Source organism: Tsukamurella spumae (genome assembly GCF_012396015.1).
Taxonomy (GTDB): domain Bacteria; phylum Actinomycetota; class Actinomycetes; order Mycobacteriales; family Mycobacteriaceae; genus Tsukamurella; species Tsukamurella spumae.
Genome location: NZ_JAAXOQ010000004.1, coordinates 1 through 15,061, shown reverse-complemented (window position 1 = coordinate 15,061; position 15,061 = coordinate 1). Strand labels below are relative to the sequence as shown.

The 15,061-nt window shown below is 65.5% G+C and carries 14 protein-coding genes; 6 read left to right on the top strand and 8 right to left on the bottom strand.

Annotated features, from left to right (window positions below):
* Nucleotides 1-624: 624 nt before the first annotated feature.
* The 5 genes from HF999_RS04110 to HF999_RS04090 form a co-directional block, all read right to left on the bottom strand.
* On the bottom strand, nt 625-1,662 hold the full coding sequence (locus tag HF999_RS04110; protein WP_074850301.1) for a BtrH N-terminal domain-containing protein: 1,038 nt from the start codon (nt 1,660-1,662) through the stop codon (nt 625-627).
* A 95-nt stretch (nt 1,663-1,757) separates the two neighbouring features.
* Nucleotides 1,758-2,429, bottom strand: a complete 672-nt coding sequence (locus HF999_RS04105) for a transglutaminase-like domain-containing protein (RefSeq protein WP_068526269.1) — start codon at nt 2,427-2,429, stop codon at nt 1,758-1,760.
* The gene (locus HF999_RS04100; RefSeq protein ID WP_168544649.1) at nt 2,426-3,625 is read right to left on the bottom strand and encodes an NAD(P)/FAD-dependent oxidoreductase; all 1,200 of its coding nucleotides are present in this window, start codon (nt 3,623-3,625) and stop codon (nt 2,426-2,428) included. The genes HF999_RS04105 and HF999_RS04100 overlap by 4 nt, the downstream gene beginning before the upstream one ends.
* The gene (locus tag HF999_RS04095) at nt 3,622-5,013 is read right to left on the bottom strand and encodes a cytochrome P450 (RefSeq protein ID WP_068526271.1); all 1,392 of its coding nucleotides are present in this window, start codon (nt 5,011-5,013) and stop codon (nt 3,622-3,624) included. The genes HF999_RS04100 and HF999_RS04095 overlap by 4 nt, the downstream gene beginning before the upstream one ends.
* A gap of 26 nt (nt 5,014-5,039) precedes the next feature.
* Nucleotides 5,040-5,360 carry a 2Fe-2S iron-sulfur cluster-binding protein gene (locus HF999_RS04090; RefSeq protein WP_068526316.1) on the bottom strand — a complete coding sequence of 107 codons (321 nt, stop codon included), beginning with the start codon at nt 5,358-5,360 and terminating at the stop codon, nt 5,040-5,042.
* Nucleotides 5,361-5,459: 99 nt separating this feature from the next.
* Here HF999_RS04090 and HF999_RS04085 point away from each other — a divergent pair, with 99 nt between their 5' ends.
* Nucleotides 5,460-6,485, top strand: a complete 1,026-nt coding sequence (locus tag HF999_RS04085; protein WP_068526272.1) for an AraC family transcriptional regulator — start codon at nt 5,460-5,462, stop codon at nt 6,483-6,485.
* A gap of 5 nt (nt 6,486-6,490) precedes the next feature.
* On the opposite strand, the gene HF999_RS04080 is transcribed toward HF999_RS04085, so the two are convergent.
* Nucleotides 6,491-6,967, bottom strand: a complete 477-nt coding sequence (locus tag HF999_RS04080; protein WP_068526273.1) for a PaaI family thioesterase — start codon at nt 6,965-6,967, stop codon at nt 6,491-6,493.
* A 93-nt stretch (nt 6,968-7,060) separates the two neighbouring features.
* Here HF999_RS04080 and HF999_RS04075 point away from each other — a divergent pair, with 93 nt between their 5' ends.
* Entirely contained in the window at nt 7,061-7,675 is a 615-nt protein-coding gene (locus tag HF999_RS04075; protein WP_068526274.1) for a TetR/AcrR family transcriptional regulator, read from the top strand.
* Nucleotides 7,676-7,786: 111 nt separating this feature from the next.
* Nucleotides 7,787-10,792: an MMPL/RND family transporter gene (locus tag HF999_RS04070; RefSeq protein ID WP_168544648.1), complete on the top strand. Its 3,006-nt coding sequence runs from the start codon at nt 7,787-7,789 to the stop codon at nt 10,790-10,792.
* Nucleotides 10,793-10,900: 108 nt separating this feature from the next.
* Here HF999_RS04070 and HF999_RS04065 read toward each other — a convergent pair whose 3' ends face one another.
* Nucleotides 10,901-11,248 (bottom strand): hypothetical protein, encoded by a 348-nt coding sequence (locus tag HF999_RS04065; RefSeq protein ID WP_068526275.1) that lies wholly within the window; start codon nt 11,246-11,248, stop codon nt 10,901-10,903.
* Between the two features lie 20 nt (nt 11,249-11,268).
* Complete coding sequence (locus tag HF999_RS04060) at nt 11,269-12,369, bottom strand: ImmA/IrrE family metallo-endopeptidase (RefSeq protein WP_225536079.1); 1,101 nt, start codon at nt 12,367-12,369, stop codon at nt 11,269-11,271.
* A gap of 276 nt (nt 12,370-12,645) precedes the next feature.
* Between HF999_RS04060 and HF999_RS04055 the strand changes: the two genes are divergently transcribed.
* From HF999_RS04055 to HF999_RS04045, 3 genes are all read left to right on the top strand, one after another.
* A complete protein-coding gene (locus tag HF999_RS04055) occupies nt 12,646-13,374 on the top strand; it encodes a hypothetical protein (RefSeq protein ID WP_225536078.1) in 729 nt (242 codons plus the stop codon).
* A 65-nt stretch (nt 13,375-13,439) separates the two neighbouring features.
* Nucleotides 13,440-14,495, top strand: coding sequence for a tyrosine-type recombinase/integrase (locus HF999_RS04050; RefSeq protein WP_225536077.1), 1,056 nt, complete (start codon nt 13,440-13,442; stop codon nt 14,493-14,495).
* Nucleotides 14,482-14,937 (top strand): hypothetical protein, encoded by a 456-nt coding sequence (locus HF999_RS04045; RefSeq protein ID WP_246207204.1) that lies wholly within the window; start codon nt 14,482-14,484, stop codon nt 14,935-14,937. Before HF999_RS04050 ends, HF999_RS04045 begins: the two co-directional genes overlap by 14 nt.
* The last annotated feature ends 124 nt before the right edge of the window (nt 14,938-15,061 follow it).

The following is a 15,061-nucleotide window of genomic DNA, read 5'->3' as shown; positions in this document are numbered from 1 at the left end:
CCCGATCCCACCCTGACGGGACAACGACCGTCCGCCGAGAAGGCATCTGCAGATCATCCTCCCCATCCACATCCACGAACCTACGACCAAACGCGGCCACCCGCCTACAGTCGGGGCCAAATCACACCGCCCTGGTTGGAGCCAGACCAACTTGACATAGCCACCCGCTGGCGGGGTGTACTGCTGCGAGCGAGCAGTGATTCGAGATCTCCCGGTGTCCCGATCCACCCCGGGGACCACAACCGTTGCGCTGACCCGCAACGGTTGCTTGATCCAGTCGGGGGGAGCGCTCACCGGGCCGGTAAGAGCGCGAGGACAGGCGCTTGGCAACCACGCCCCTCGAGGCCGTGTTCGAGCATCACCTGGCCATCGGCCTCGTCGGCCGCGGTCCACGATGGGGGACTTGTACGACCGGATCCGCCAGTCGTCCGTCGCATCGCCCCGACGCACCGTCTATGGCGTCGACGGCGATGGCTCGCAGCGTGTCGACAGATCGCCACGACGGATCAGGACCCAGGTGAGCGGGAACCGGCGTCCTGCTCACGGTGGTGCTCCTGCGTGCGTTGTGTGAACGCGGCGGCCCTGCTTAGCGCCCTACTCGCGGACTTCCCGCGACTGGCCCGGTTAGCCTGACAAGGATGCTGCGGCCTTTCGCAGTGACGCCTCCAGAGTCGCTTCCGCCTCGGGTAGAGCTGCCGCGAGGGTTGTGACGGATCGGAGCCGCTCGGATGAGGCGTGATCCTTCTGTACTGCTGCGCGTGCGACTGCAGTCCAGGATGTCGCCGCATGGTGGGCGTTGGCTGCAAGGATGGCGGTTGCGTGATCGCCGGTGAGGCGTGCGATTTCATCGCAGCCCTGTGCCAGCAGTCGGCGGAAGAGGCCACCGCCGGTCCCCGCTTTCTCGATGAAGGCGCCGAGGCTGAATAAGTGCATCTCGAGGTCGTCGGTGGACAGGGCTCCCCAGCTGCAGACGTCGGATGCGAGAGCGCTGGCCGCGTCGAGGCCGTGTGACCCATGTTCTGCGGGCCCGGCGATCGTCGATGCGCCTGGGGTGCTCAGGCTCGCTGCGGATTGCGCGAATGCCTGTGCGGCCACCTCGATAATTGAAGGCGGCGTCTGTGGCCAATTGATACGAAACTGCGTGTGTCGGGTTGGCTCCGGGAAGGAGGTCGAGCGGCGCGCGCGTGCGAGTGCGTCCAGTGGGACGCGTTGAAGATCTTCGCGATCGTTGTCGGCGATGTACGCGATGCCTTGCGTCTCGTCGTAGCCGACTACCACGATGTCGTGGCGGCTCATGCGCAACTGGACCCGCAGATAGGGGAGTTCTGCGATCTCCGCCCAGACCAGTGCAGGGCGGCCCTGATCGATCTCGCCACGAAGGTTCTCCCAACCCTCGGCCGGGTCGTCGGTGGCAAGCACCTCGACGGTGCCGCCCAGACGGCGGGGGAGGTCCACCTCAAAATCAGGTCCTCGTCCGACCAAGTACACGGGTGGCATCAGCGCGCTTGATCGAATGTAGGTGAGGGAGAGGGCTCCGCCGAGGGCAAAGACGAGGCCCTCATCGGGTGGGCCGTCGAAACCGAGCCCGGTCCACTCCATGAGGTCTCGCATCGCACCGGACCCACAGTGGCCGCCCATTCGGTGCGGGTAGGGGTCGATCATCGAGGGGCCGGACACTGACACGAGTCTCCTGTGTTGAGGCGGTGCGGATCTTGTTCGTAGAGTCGATTGCCGGCCGACGACTGAGGCAGGTCGGGTTAGGCGTGGAATGCATCTAGTGGCGTCGCACGCTGCGTGAATATCAGAGGGCCATAGGCCTGTTTGAGAGCCGCCAGGATGTTGTCGAGAGGCAGGTCGTTGTACGTACCTCTTTCGCGGACGTACTCCATGTGTGTTGAGCCGTCCGCGGAGTGAGCGTGGAGCAACGCGTCGCTGTCGCCGGTGAAGTCGATCGGGGCAACTCCGAACCGTGCGCACAGTTCCGAGTTGAACGCGGGTGTTGCCTTGAGCCACCGTCCGTCGATGTAGACGTGGCTGTACCCGTGATAGACGAAGACGTCGGTTCCCATCAGCTCACGTAGGGTGCCCGTTTGGAGGTGGTTACGGACGTCGGCGAAGCCGAACCGCGCTGGGATCCCGGCGGCGCGAAATGCGGCGGTGAGCACGACGGCCTTGGGGACGCAGTATCCACGTCCGGATTCGATTACGTGGCTGGCCCGGTAATGCTCTGGGTCGTTGGAGACGGTGTACGGGTCGTAGCGGATGGCGTCGCGTACCGCGGTGAACAGGCGGCGAGCTTTGTCTTTGTCGGTGGTCGCGTTGCCGACGGCTTCGCGTGTGAAGGTCGCGACGGTGGCGTGCTCGATGTCGAGGAAGCGTGAACCCGTCAGCGCCGCCGGGCTGACCGCGTTTGTCGGTGATGTGGTCATGGGGTCGCTCCGATCAATGCGGACCTGACGATCGGCGCTCGTTGTGCAATGGCGCGCTTGGCGTTCACGAAGTCAGCGGGTCTGTTGACGCAGTCAGCTGCAATCAGTTCTCCGGCGGAGAAATAGTAGCAGGTGAAGTCGCGGCCATGGGCGGGGTCGCCGCTGACCAGCACCTCGTCGTATCCGGTGTTGAGCCCGGCGATCTGGAGTTTGAGGTCGTATTGGTCGGACCAGAACCACGGCAGTGCGGCACGACCGGTTGTGTTGTCGCAGATTGTGGCCGCCGCGATTTTGGCGTGCTCGGTTGTTGCGGACACGCACTCGAGACGAACACGTCTCCCGTACCGCTCGATTCGGTGGTTGGCGCAGTCGCCGGCTGCGACGATGTCAGGATCGCTGCTACGAGCGCGGTCGTCGACGAGGATGCCGTTTTCGACGTCGATGCCCGCAGCTGCTGCGAGCTCCGTGTTCGGAATGACGCCGACGCCGACGATGACCAGGTCAGCGGCCAGCGTTTCTCCACCGGCGAGGACAACGCTGGCGACTCGTTTGTCGCCGCGGAACCCCTCGACGATTGCGTCGATCCGTACGTCGACACCCTTCTCGCGGTGAATTCGATCGAAGAATTCCGACACGACGGGCGCCGTGACACGTTCGAGTACGCGTCCTGCCGCCTCCAGGACGGTCACTTCGACACCCAGGGTTCGAAGCGAGGCCGCTGTCTCCAGGCCGATGTACCCGCCGCCGACAATGACGACCCGCGAACCCGGGACCGCGGCGGCGCGGATGGCCTCGACGTCGGTGGCGGTGCGCAGATAGTGCACGCCCGGCAGATCGGCCCCAGGGACGGGCAGTGCGCGAGCTCGAGCGCCGGTGCACAGGGCCAACTTCGAGTAGGACACCGCGTCGTTGTTGCCGAGAGTGACGGTTCGTTCGGCACGGTCGATCGAGGTTACGGTTCCGTCGACGAGCTGGATCCGTTGCTTGTCGTAGAACTGGCGGCTTCGGATCGCGACATCGTCGAGATGGCAATCGCCGGCCAGGTATGCCTTGGACAGCGGCGGCCGCTGATACGGCAGGCGGCCCTCGTCGCCGATCAGCAGGATGTCTCCAGCCCACTTCTCCTTGCGCAAATTGGCCGCCAGCTGTGCGCCGGCGTGGCTTGCGCCGACGATCACGACCCGATCAGTGCTCACGTCTCCTGCTTGGGAGTCAGACGGACCATCATCTTGCTGATCCCACGAACGAAGTTGGACTGCACGTACTCCGGATCACCGACCACCGCGATGTCGTCGAAGCGCTCGAGGAGTTCTTCCCAGAGAATGCGCAACTGCAATTCGGCCAGGCGGTTTCCCATGCAACGGTGCACGCCGAAACCGAACGCGATGTGGTTGCGAGCGTTGGACCGATCGATGATGAGCTCGTCCGGGCGGTCGAACACTCGCTCGTCGCGGTTGCCGGAGGCGTACCACATGACGACTTTGTCGCCTTTGCGGATGAACTGACCGTTGAGCATCACGTCCTTCTTGGCGACCCGGCGCATGTACGCCAGGGGGGTTTGCCACCGGATGATCTCCGACACCGCGTTGGGGATCAGGTCCGGATTGGCTTTGAGTTTCTCGAACTGGTCGGGATACTCGTTGAGAGCCAGCACTCCGCCGCTCATCGAGTTGCGGGTGGTGTCGTTGCCGCCGACGATCAGCAGCACGAGGTTCCCGAGGAACTCCATGGGGCTGTCGTCGAGAAGGTCTTTGGTGTCCTCGTTGCTCTGCAGCATGGTGATGAGGTCGAAACCAGGCTCCTCGCCTGCCGCGGTCCGCGCGGCCTTGTCTCGCCATAGCGCACTCAAGCCCTGTGCCATCGCGACCATCTCGCGGAAAACTTTGTCGTTGTCTGATGGTCCGCCGTTGGCCTGCTCCATCGACGTGGCCAGATCCGACCACTGGACGAGTTTGTGGCGCTGCTCGTAGGGGTAGTCGAGCAATGTCGCGAGCATCCGCGCGGTCAGTTCGACCGACACGGTCTGGACCCAGTCGAACGGTTCGTCGAGCGGTAGCTCGTCGAGGACTTCCCGGACGCGCGACCGGATGAGGCCCTCCATCTCGCGCAGGTTCTTCGGTGCGACGACTCCCTGGACGGCGGCGCGCTGCTTGTCGTGCCGCGGCGGGTCCATGGCGATGAACATCGCGATGTCCATGAAGCGGGGCGGCCGACCGATGATGATGAACGGTTCGGCGGAGAACGCGTCGTGGTTCTTGTCGACAGCGATGATGTCGGCATGTCGAGTGACCGACCAGAACGGCCCGAAGGGACTGCGGGGCTGGAAGTGAACGGGCGCCTCATTGCGCACACGCTCGAAGTAGGACCGCCACCTGCCCTGTCGGTAGAGGAATGGGTTGCTCAGATCGATGTCGGTGAGTTCGACTTCCTCGACAGGCGGGATGGGGGTCTCGGTGAAGATCTTTTTGCCGTCGGTTCGGGTGACGATCCGGCGGGCCTTGTCATAGACGTGGGCGCCACGGATTTGTAGATCGATCGGGATCATGGACTGCGCTTTGTCGGCGAGGGCAGTTGAGATGCTCATAGATGTTGCTCTTTCGCTTTAGACGTTCACAACTGGAACTCGGGAAGGCGAACGGTCAGACCGTCCCACTCGTTGTTGGCGGTCATCTGGCAGGCCAGTCGCGAGTTGGCCTCACGTTCGGGGTGCATACTCAACATGCCTTCTTCGACGTCTGTGCTGTGTCCGACGGTGTCGATCCACGCGCTGTCGACGACGACGTGGCACGTTCCGCATGCCGCCTCACCGCCACAGTCGCCATCGATCCCCGGTATCGCCTCGTCGACTGCAATCTGCATCAGTGACCTGCCGGGCGTCACCGGCGCGGGGTAGTCCTCGCCGTCGTGGGTCACGTAAGTGATCGTGGCCATGGCCACCTCCTTGTTCGTGGGTCGTAGAGGTGAGTGTGCACGCGGCAGATGTGCTTGATCCAGGCTCGGACGTCGCGATGTCTTGTTAAATTGGCTCATGTGAGCCTTGTCGAGTTGGGGATACCGCCGCTAGCGTTCGCGCAGCTCCTCGACAGCGGTGCCCTGGGCGCGGCGGAGACGCGAGCGTTCGGACGCATCATGGCCCGCGAGGGCGTCGATCTCGCGGTCGTCATTGCGCGACAGGGCCAAGTGCCTGTCCGGTGGTTTCACGAGGTGTATCCGGCGATGGACGCCCAGCAGGGATTCCGGTTGGGCGTGGCGTTCGCCGAGCACGCCCAGCTGACCTCTTTCGGCCCCCTCAGTTTGCCGCTGGTCAGTGCGGGTTCCGTCCTCGAAGTTGTTCAACTGCTTCGGTTCTTGCCCCTGATATCGACCGCGCTGAGCACCGAGTTCCAGCACGGAGACTCTGGACTGACGATCGCTCTGGCCGGGCGCACAGATAGCCCCGGCACCGATTGTCTCGCCGTCACCTACGGTGGTCTGGCTGTCCTGCGGTTGGTGGACATGCTCGCCGGTGCCGTCCCCTCCGTGGAGCTTCATCTGACATGCCAGGCGCCGGCAGACCTGATCGTCGTGGGTGAGATCGGCCATCGGATCCTTTTCGACGCGCGCGCGGCGTTCGTGCATATACCGGCTGCCGTGCTCTACGACGTGTGCCGCTTCTCCGACCCCGTGGCCTACCGGATCGGTATCGCCGAGCTTCGACGCGTCTACGAACAGCGCAGGCCCAATTCCTACACGCAGCTGGTCCGCGCACAGTTCGATGCTGACCCTGCGCGCGCTGACGGCGCTCGTATCGCGGCGGAGCTGGCGACATCGGTGAGCACACTCAAGCGACGCCTGCACGCCGAGGGCACCACCCTGCGTCGCCTGCGGCAGCAGTTCGCCCAAGAACGAGCCACCGCGCGACTGCTGGATCCCGGCATCAGTGTCGGCGAGATAGCCGCAGAACTGGGGTACTCCGAGGTCGCCAGTTTCTCCCATGCATTTACACGGTGGGTCGGGTGCTCCCCGACTCAGTTCCGCCGCGCACCGTCGAATCAGCGGGCAGCGCCGGGCATCTGAGCAGGTCAGTCCGCGCGGAGGAAATTGACGAAAAAGCTGTCTACCGTGGAGGTGTCGGCGTAGCGCGCGAAGTGCGTGAGATCGACTTTCACGAACTCGCTAGTGGCGGAAAAGTAGGTCTCGCCCTCCACGGTCCCGCTCGCCCCGATGTGCAGGGTGTGATCGGCGTCCTCGTCGATCCACGCCGTGAGGCGTACTGGTACGTGGAGGGGTACCGGTCGGCGGTACTTGACCGTCAACGTGCGCGTGACGGCCGGGGTGCCGGCGATCCACAGCGTAAATCCCATGATGTCGTCGCACGCGGCCGAGATGGCCCCTCCATGCGCCAGACCTGGTCCACCGGAATGCTTTTCGGTGAAGGAGTGATCTGCAAAGACTCGGTCCTCGTCGCGGTAGACCTCGAGCTGCAGGCCGCTGGCATTTTCCGGCCCGCAGCCCATGCACGATGGGGAGTGCGCGGGCAGTCTGCTGGGTGCTGACATCACAGTCCTCGAATCGATGCTCGTGCCGGTAGCGGACCGCTACTGACGGTATCGTTGGCAGGATGCCACATACGTGGACCAACAGCGAGAAGAATGCGGGTAGCGGTGAGCATCGATGGCCTCGACGACGTCGATCCGCGGCGGGTTCGTTCCAGGAACCGTCTACTCGACGCCACGGCGGTGTTGCTGCGCAGAGGGGGAGTGGAGGCTGTCACCGTCGAGGCGGTCACCAGCTTGTCCAGGGTTGCCCGCACAACCCTCTACCGGCACTTTGGCAGTACCACCGACCTGGTCGCCGCTGCCTTCGAGCGTTTGCTGCCCCAGGCCGATCGCCACGAACTCTCGGGGTCGGTGCGCGAGGACTTGATCCGGTTGATGGATCGTCAGGCGGACGTCATCGAACAGGCGCCGCTGCAGGTCACCACGGTCGCGTGGTTGGCGATGGTGCCCGAACGGGCCGGCGAGCAGAGCAACGCCCTGGCCCCACTGCGTGCGCGGGTGGTCGATCACTACCGCGAACCGTTCGACCGATTGCTCACCAGTGCCAGTGCCGTCGACGAGCTCGACGATTTCGACCTGACCCTGGCCATCACCCAGCTCGTCGGACCGCTGATCTTCGCCAAAATCACCGGCATCCGGGCCGTCGACGCCGATGACCGCCGCCGCATCGTCGACGACTTCCTGACGGCGCATCGCCGCATGCCCTGACCGCTCGCACGGTCCACGCCGAGTCCGAAGACGAGCGACCGCGCCACCGCTTTTCGCTACATCATGTAGCGTACCGATCCAGGTAGTTCCGTTTCGGCAGGAGTGGTGTTGATGGTGGTGCACCGGCGATCGGCTGGCGCGCGGTCAGAACGCGCGGAATACAGCGCCACGCTTGCGCGGGTGGCTCGGTACGCGCTAGCGCACAAGGTTGTCGTCGTCGGCGCGTGGCTCGCGGTGGGTGTGGTGCTGGCGCTGGCGTTCCCGCAGCTCGAGACAGTCGTGCGCCAACAATCGGTCGATCCGATCCCTGCGGGAGTGCCGTCATTTCAGGCTTTCGACCGGATGGGTACGGCGTTCGGGGAGAAAGGCGCCAAGACAACGGTTTTCATCGCCATGGAGAACCGTGGCGGCCTCACCCCGACGGTGCGCGTACGCTACGACGAGCTTGTTCAGAAACTTCGTGGCGCCACCGCCGATGTCGCTTCCGTCCGTGACCTGGTGGGGGATCCGACGACGGCGTCGCAGGCGGTGAGCCGCGACGGGACGGCCTGGTACCTGCCGGTGGGGCTGACCGGAACGCTGGGCGGCCCCGCCGCGACTCGCGCCTTGGATTCCGTGCGCGACCTCGCCTATCATTCGTTCTCCGGCACCGGTACAACCGTACACGTCACCGGGCCCACCGCCACCTTCAGCGATCAGATCGTCACGGCCGAAAAGGACCTTGTGGTGATCACCATGGCCACGGTTCTGCTGATCGCGTTCATCCTGCTGGTGGTCTACCGGTCGCTGTTCACCGCGCTCGTACCCCTGCTGGTGATCGGGATCAGCCTCGGGGTGGGTCGCGGTGTGGTGTCAGCGTTGGGCGAGTTCGGAATGCCCGTTTCACAGTTCACCGTCGCGTTCATGACGGTGATCCTGCTCGGTGCCGGCGTCGACTACACGGTCTTCTTCATCAGCCGCTACCACGAGCGATTACGGTCGGGCGCCGAGCACGCACCTGCGCTCATCGACGCCACCGCTACGATCGGGCGCGTCATCCTCGCCTCCGCCGCAACCGTCGCCCTGGCGTTCCTGGCGATGGTGTTCGGAAAACTGAGCGTCTTCTCCACTCTCGGGCCGGCATGTGCGATCGCGATCATCATCGGGTTCCTCGCCACGGTCACCCTGCTACCGCCGGTCCTGCACGCCGCCTCCCACCTCGGGTGGGGTGCACCCCGCGCGGACCTGACGCGGCGCTACTGGAACCGCATCGCGGTACTCGTCGTACGGCGCCCCGCCTCGCTACTGGCTATGACACTCGTCGCTCTGCTCGCCCTCGGCGCAGTGGCGTTGGGCATCACCATCACCTACGACGACCGCAGCGGACAACCCGCCACCACTGACAGTAACGAGGGTTACGCACTGCTCGACCGGCACTTCCCGACCAACACTACCGTCCCGGAATTCCTCGTGATCCAATCCCCGAACGACATGCGTACCGCGAAAGGGCTGGCTGACCTCGACGACCTGGCATCACGCGTCGCGCAAGTCCCGGGAGTGACCCGGGTTGTCGGCGTGACCCGACCCACCGGCAGCCGCCTCGAACAAGCCCAGCTGTCGTGGCAGAACGGACAGATCGGTGACCGACTCGCCGCGGCAGTCAGTGACGGCCGATCACGCACTGGCGACCTGTTCCAACTTCGAGATGGCGCCGACCAACTCGCGACCGGCCTTGCCACGCTCGACAGCCAGATCCGCGCCAACCTGACACCGCTGTTGCGAATTCTCGACCAGGCCACGACCGCGGGACAACAGATCCAGCAATACCGACCACTGCTCGGTCAACTCCGCACAACCGCACCCGCACTCGACCAACTCATTGGGCAGGCACCGCAATTGGCCACCGCGGCAAGGCAGGCATCCGACGCCTTGAGTCTCGTGACCGCCGTGCGGCCCTTGCTCGACAACGCTCCCTGGTGCGCCCCGATCCCTCAGTGCGCCGCCGTCCAACAGCAACTCCGGACCCTGGGCACACTGCGGGATTCCAACTTCCTCCTCCAAATCGGCGCTCTCTCCGGGCAACTGGGCAACCTCGGCACACCCATCACCACCATCACCGCGCAACTCACCGCCGCAGTGGACACATTGGACACAACGCTGGGTGCTGTCACCGCGCGCGACCTCCCCGCACAACTCGCCCAGCTTCAGAACGGGGTGAGTCAACTCGCTGCTGGCTCCCGCGCGATTGCCGGGGGAGTCGCCGCACTCGTCGACAGCAACCTGCAACAGTTCGCCGGGATGGCCACCCTTGCCGCGCAACTACAGACCACCGCCCGCGAAACCCGCGGCTCGGACGCCGCCACGGGTTTCTACCTACCGCCTGACGCGTTCGTCAACCAAAAGTTTTCCGACGTTGCTGCACAATTCGTCTCTCCAGACGGGCGGACAGTGCGCTATGCCATCCAAACCGACGCCGATCCCTACAGCAGCCAGGCGATTGAACTCACCAACGCCATCACCACCGCAGCCCAGACAGCGAGACCCAACACCGCCCTGCAGAACGCATCGGTGTCGCTAGCGGGATTCCCCGCCATCAACGCCGACCTGCAACGCCTGCTCAGCCACGATTTCCGGCTACTCGCCCTGGCCACCCTCATCATCGTCGGCATCATCCTGATCGCACTACTCCGAGCGCTCATTGCACCGCTTTACCTGCTGGGAACCGTTATCCTGAACTACGCTGCAGCCCTCGGCGTGGGGGTGGTGATCTTCCAATGCATCCTTCGCACCGAGATTGCCTGGCCTGTACCGCTTCTCGCGTTCATCGTGCTCGTCGCCGTCGGCGCCGACTACAACATGCTGTTGATCTCCAGGCTGCGTGAGGAATCCCACCGCAGCATTCGCATCGGAGTCCTACGAACCGTCACCAACACCGGCTCCGTCATCACCTCCGCCGGCCTCATCTTCGCGGCAAGCATGTTCGGACTGATGGTCGGCTCGATCGCCATCATGACCCAGGTCGGCCTCATCATCGGTGTCGGACTACTCCTCGACACCTTCGTCGTCCGAACGATCGTCGTACCCGCAATCGCCACCCTGGCCGGACCAGCGAGCTGGTGGCCAGGCAAACACGGGTGACCCGAATCCACTGCGCCCGCATGACGACGAAACATAACGGTCGGCACGCGGCCCGTCGGCCCCACACCCAGCTCGCTATCTGATAACGCACACCGTAAGATCGACAGATTAAATAACTGGATGACGGTCGCAGGACTTGGTCGTAAGACCGCGGGCGTGTGCTTCGCGCCAGGCGGCGGCGAGGTTGTCGGCGCGGCTGTGCCAGGTCATCTCGCCGAGGTACTCGGCGTGCTTCCTCGTCGCATCGGTCCACCGCAGCTCCGCGTACAGGCGCCGGTACTGGCACCGGAGGACCACCCGCCCCAGCGCGTTCGGTGCGGTGCGGATGGCACGGTTGTGGCGGCCGCCTGCGGCGTCGTCCTGCTCTTTGGCCTGCACTGCCTTGTTCGACCCGTGCGGGACGCGCCAGTGGTGGTCTTTGACCGCGTCCTTGCTGTTCCAGCCCCACCGTGACATCCCTGGCGTCCCCCGCGCTGTTAGACGACGGTCAGGTGACGGCTGCCGGCGGTGGCACCCTCGGGTGCGCCGAACAGGCTGGTGCGGTTCTCGGCGGTGAGCAGTGTCAGGGCGTCGAGCTCGGTGGTGCTGTATCCGTCGGTGGCGAGCTGGGCGAGAACATCGCGGGCGAGCTCGGGTGTCTCGGTCGGGACACCGGGCCGGGTGCCGTACATCCGGCCGGTTTCGTTGAGTAGTCGGAACATCGCCCGGTACTGCCGGTCGGAGAGCACGCCGCGCTCGCGTGCTCGGACAACGAGCGAGGACTCGCTCACGCCCCAGTCCAGGCGCAGCTCGTCGAGCTCGTGCACGGTCCGGGTCGAGACCCGGTCCAGCGCCGGGCCGATGTCGTCGACCGGGGCGAGGAACTCGGCGGCGAAGACATTTGCCCGTCGCTCGGTTTCGGTGGGGCTGACCAGGGTCATCGCATCCATCACCAGGTGCCCGAGTTCGTGCGCGAGGGTCATGCGCATCCGGTCCGGCGGTAGTGCGGCGTTGACGTACACCAGGTGCGGGTGATGCGCGGTGGCGCGTAGGGTGACCGCGTCGATCTCGCGGTCGTGGAAGTCCTCGACGACGACGAAGACCCCGGCCGCTTCCAGCAGTTCGGTCATCGACCGGATGGGGCCGGCGATGCGCCAGAGCCGGCGCAGGACTTGCGCGACCGTGATTTCGCCGAGATCGGCGGCGTAGTCCCCGGGGTCGAGATCGGGCAGCGCCAGTTCCGGATCGAGATCGGTGTGGGCGACGACCCGGCCTAGCCGCATCGCGACCAGGTTGGCGCGCGCCCAGACGCGGTCACGTTTCCACTCCGCTGTGGTGGCGTTGGCGCGGAAGTGCGTGCCCTGCGCAGGTGAGCGCTCGAACGCGACGCACAGCGCCTCGACCGGGCATTGCAACGCCCGGGCGTAATCGTCGAGCGCCTTACCTGCCAGCGGCAGAGCGCCAGCCTCGACCCGGGTGACGTGCGATCCGGAGATCCCGGCCTCCTCAGCGAGCCGCTTCTTCGACCAGCCGTGCGCCAGTCGTGTCAGCGCAACCATCACCGGGTTCGCCTCGGCCTGCGAGAAGAGTGCCGTCACCCAGATCGCCTCCATATCCTCGATCGATCCCTGCGTTCCACGCTATCGCGGTAACAGCCGAAATCTGCGCAGAAACACCGTGTGAACTGCGACTTTCTGCCCGACGCGGTTATCTCCATCCGAAACGCAAGTGACTGATGTGACGTCCGTCTCGCTCGCGAGAGCGAGGCGAGACGGTTTGGCCAATTCTGCAGGTCACGGCGTGTTGTCTTGCTGAGAACTGTACCACGTTAGGCAAGATTCCATGCAAGTAATTACATCGATGGGAGACAGATCGTGACGGCACTCATGGACGACGACATCAACCCGCTCGACGCGGGAGCGGTTTCTCGGAAGGAGGCGCAGCGGATCCTGCGCCCGGTGACGATCGGCGTCGGCGCGCTGCTGCTGGCCGCGGTCGATCACTGGAACACGCTGACCGCGGGGCAGCCGGCGCACTTGCGGACGGTGCTGCAGCCGCTGCTGCGGGGTAGTCACGTTGCGGCGTTTGTCTCCGCCGGCACCAACGTGTGGCTGAGCACCCAGGGGATGCACCCGCCCGGGCACCTGGTCAAGCGGCCGTATCAGTGGTCCGAGGTGAGTAGTCACGGCCGTACTTACCTGGCGATCCATCACAAGGAGATGGAGGGCACCAACACTCGGCGCAAGGCCTTCATCAAGCAGGACTCGCAGACTCTGCAGCTGGTGGGCGATCCCACGCACTGCGAGCTGACCTGGGACTACGACGCGGCGACCGATTCGCACGTGCGGCGGATCTGGGTCAGCGCCCCCGGGGTGCAGTGGGAACGGTTCGAGATCCCGATGGACCAGGTGCAGCAGAGGTACGCCGCGTGGCGCAAGCGGGACGTGCGCTGGCTGCCCGGGCGGCTGCCCGCTGCGTCGATCGCCGACGCCGCGATCGCCGATGACGTGGTCATCGATGTGCGTGACGAACAGCAGCGTCGGCGCACTGACATCACGACCCGCCGGCCGCGCCGCGCCGACGGCCTCGAGGACCAGCGATGAGGGCCGCCCCGGTCACGGTCCACGGGGTCCGGTCGTGGACCGTCGTCGACCAACAGGGTTTGCCGGTGCTCGAGATCGAGCAGTTCCTGCATTGGCAGCGGGCGATCGGACGTTCTCAGAACACCGTCCGCTCGTACGCGCGGCACCTGAGTCAGTTCTATCGTTGGCTGGCTGCGCGGGGAATCGTTTGGGATGAGCTGGATTTCCGGCAGCTTTGTGACTTCGTCGCCGTTCTCACCGCTGGACTGCCGCCGCTGCCGTCGCGGTGCGGGGGCCGTGCACCCGGCACGGTGAAAGCGGTCAGCGCCGCGGTGCGGGAGTTTTACGAGTTCCACCGCGTCGAGGGCCGGGGACCGCAGGATCTGGTACTGACCCGCAACCCGTCGAAGCTGCCGCGGCGCGCGCACAGCTTCCTTGCGCACCTCGAACACCGCCGTCCGCGCGAAGTCTCCCGCCTGGCCCGGCCCGACCGGCAGTCGGCAGAGACCGTGCAGGTCATCGACTTCGAGACCGACTTCGCCAAGCTGCTCGCCGCGGCGTCGACCACCCGTGACCGACTGCTGCTGTCGGCGCAGTACGACCTGGGCCTGCGGGTAGGCCAAGCGCTCGGCCTGCGCCACGGCGACTTGAACCCGATGCGCAGGCAGGTGATGATCCGCCGGCGTGACGACAACGCCAACGGGGCGCTATCAAAGCAGAAGACCCAATTCATCGTCGAGGCTCCGCGGCGGTTCTTCGACCTGTATGCCGCGTACCTGCTCGGTGAGATCGCCCACGTCGACAGCGATTACGTGTTCGTCAACCTCTCACGCCCACCCGTCGGTGGTCCGATGACCTACTCCAACGCCTACCAGCTCATCGAACGGATCGGCGCCGCCGCCGGGATCGACGACCTCAACCCGCACATGCTCCGCCACACCCACGCCACCGCCCTGGCCAAAGCCGGATGGACCGCGGCCGAGATCGCTGCCCGCCTCGGCCAATCCCATTCGGCCAGCGCCGACGTCTACATTCACCTCGCCAGCGACGACCTCGCCGAAAAGCTCCGCACCACCGAGCATCTGGTCTGGCGAGAACCGCAGCAGTACCGACTGAAGGGAGACGGCGATGGCGCGCGGTAACGGCGAGCGCGCCCGGTCCGGGCCCCGCGGCGTCCCCGCTCTGCAGGTGCCGGACGGGCCTTGGTGCGCATCGACGTGGCCGGTCGTCGACATCGCCGGCGACCGCCGCCGCGCCGCCACCGACCCGTGCGCCGTCTCCGACTGCGACGGCGAGCGGTACTGGCTCGGCGGCCCCGGTGGACGCGCAGCCGCCACCTCGGGGCTGTGCTATGCCCACTACTTCCAGTGGTTCCGCGCTGGACAGCCCGCCGACTTTGACGCCTGGGCCACCACCAGCGCTCTGCCCGTCGGCGTGCCCCGTGGACGGCCCGCCACCACGCAGGTCGTCGACTTCCGCCGCATCCCAGCGGCGGCCGCCGACGAAGTCCGGTTCGTCGCCGCAACCAAGATCGGCCGCGGCGACTGGACCCCCAACGCCGGCCTGCGCCGCGCCCTGATCTGAACCACCCCGGGTTTCCCGGAGGATCTCTCAGTTGGCTACCTGGACCAGCTGGTCAGGCAGGGTAGGCACCGTTTCGGTGGCCTGGTGTCGATCGTAGTAGATCCGCTCGGCGTGCACCGGGCTC

Excerpts from the sequence above, each read along its gene's own strand:
- HF999_RS04110 (WP_074850301.1), bottom strand. The coding sequence starts at position 1,662 with ATGATCGACCCCTACCCGCACCGAATGGGCGGCCACTGTGGGTCCGGT.
- HF999_RS04105 (WP_068526269.1), bottom strand. The coding sequence starts at position 2,429 with ATGACCACATCACCGACAAACGCGGTCAGCCCGGCGGCGCTGACGGGT.
- HF999_RS04095 (WP_068526271.1), bottom strand. The coding sequence starts at position 5,013 with ATGAGCATCTCAACTGCCCTCGCCGACAAAGCGCAGTCCATGATCCCG.
- HF999_RS04090 (WP_068526316.1), bottom strand. The coding sequence starts at position 5,360 with ATGGCCACGATCACTTACGTGACCCACGACGGCGAGGACTACCCCGCG.
- HF999_RS04080 (WP_068526273.1), bottom strand. The coding sequence starts at position 6,967 with ATGTCAGCACCCAGCAGACTGCCCGCGCACTCCCCATCGTGCATGGGC.
- HF999_RS04075 (WP_068526274.1), top strand. The coding sequence starts at position 7,061 with ATGCGGGTAGCGGTGAGCATCGATGGCCTCGACGACGTCGATCCGCGG.
- HF999_RS04070 (WP_168544648.1), top strand. The coding sequence starts at position 7,787 with ATGGTGGTGCACCGGCGATCGGCTGGCGCGCGGTCAGAACGCGCGGAA.
- HF999_RS04065 (WP_068526275.1), bottom strand. The coding sequence starts at position 11,248 with ATGTCACGGTGGGGCTGGAACAGCAAGGACGCGGTCAAAGACCACCAC.
- HF999_RS04045 (WP_246207204.1), top strand. The coding sequence starts at position 14,482 with ATGGCGCGCGGTAACGGCGAGCGCGCCCGGTCCGGGCCCCGCGGCGTC.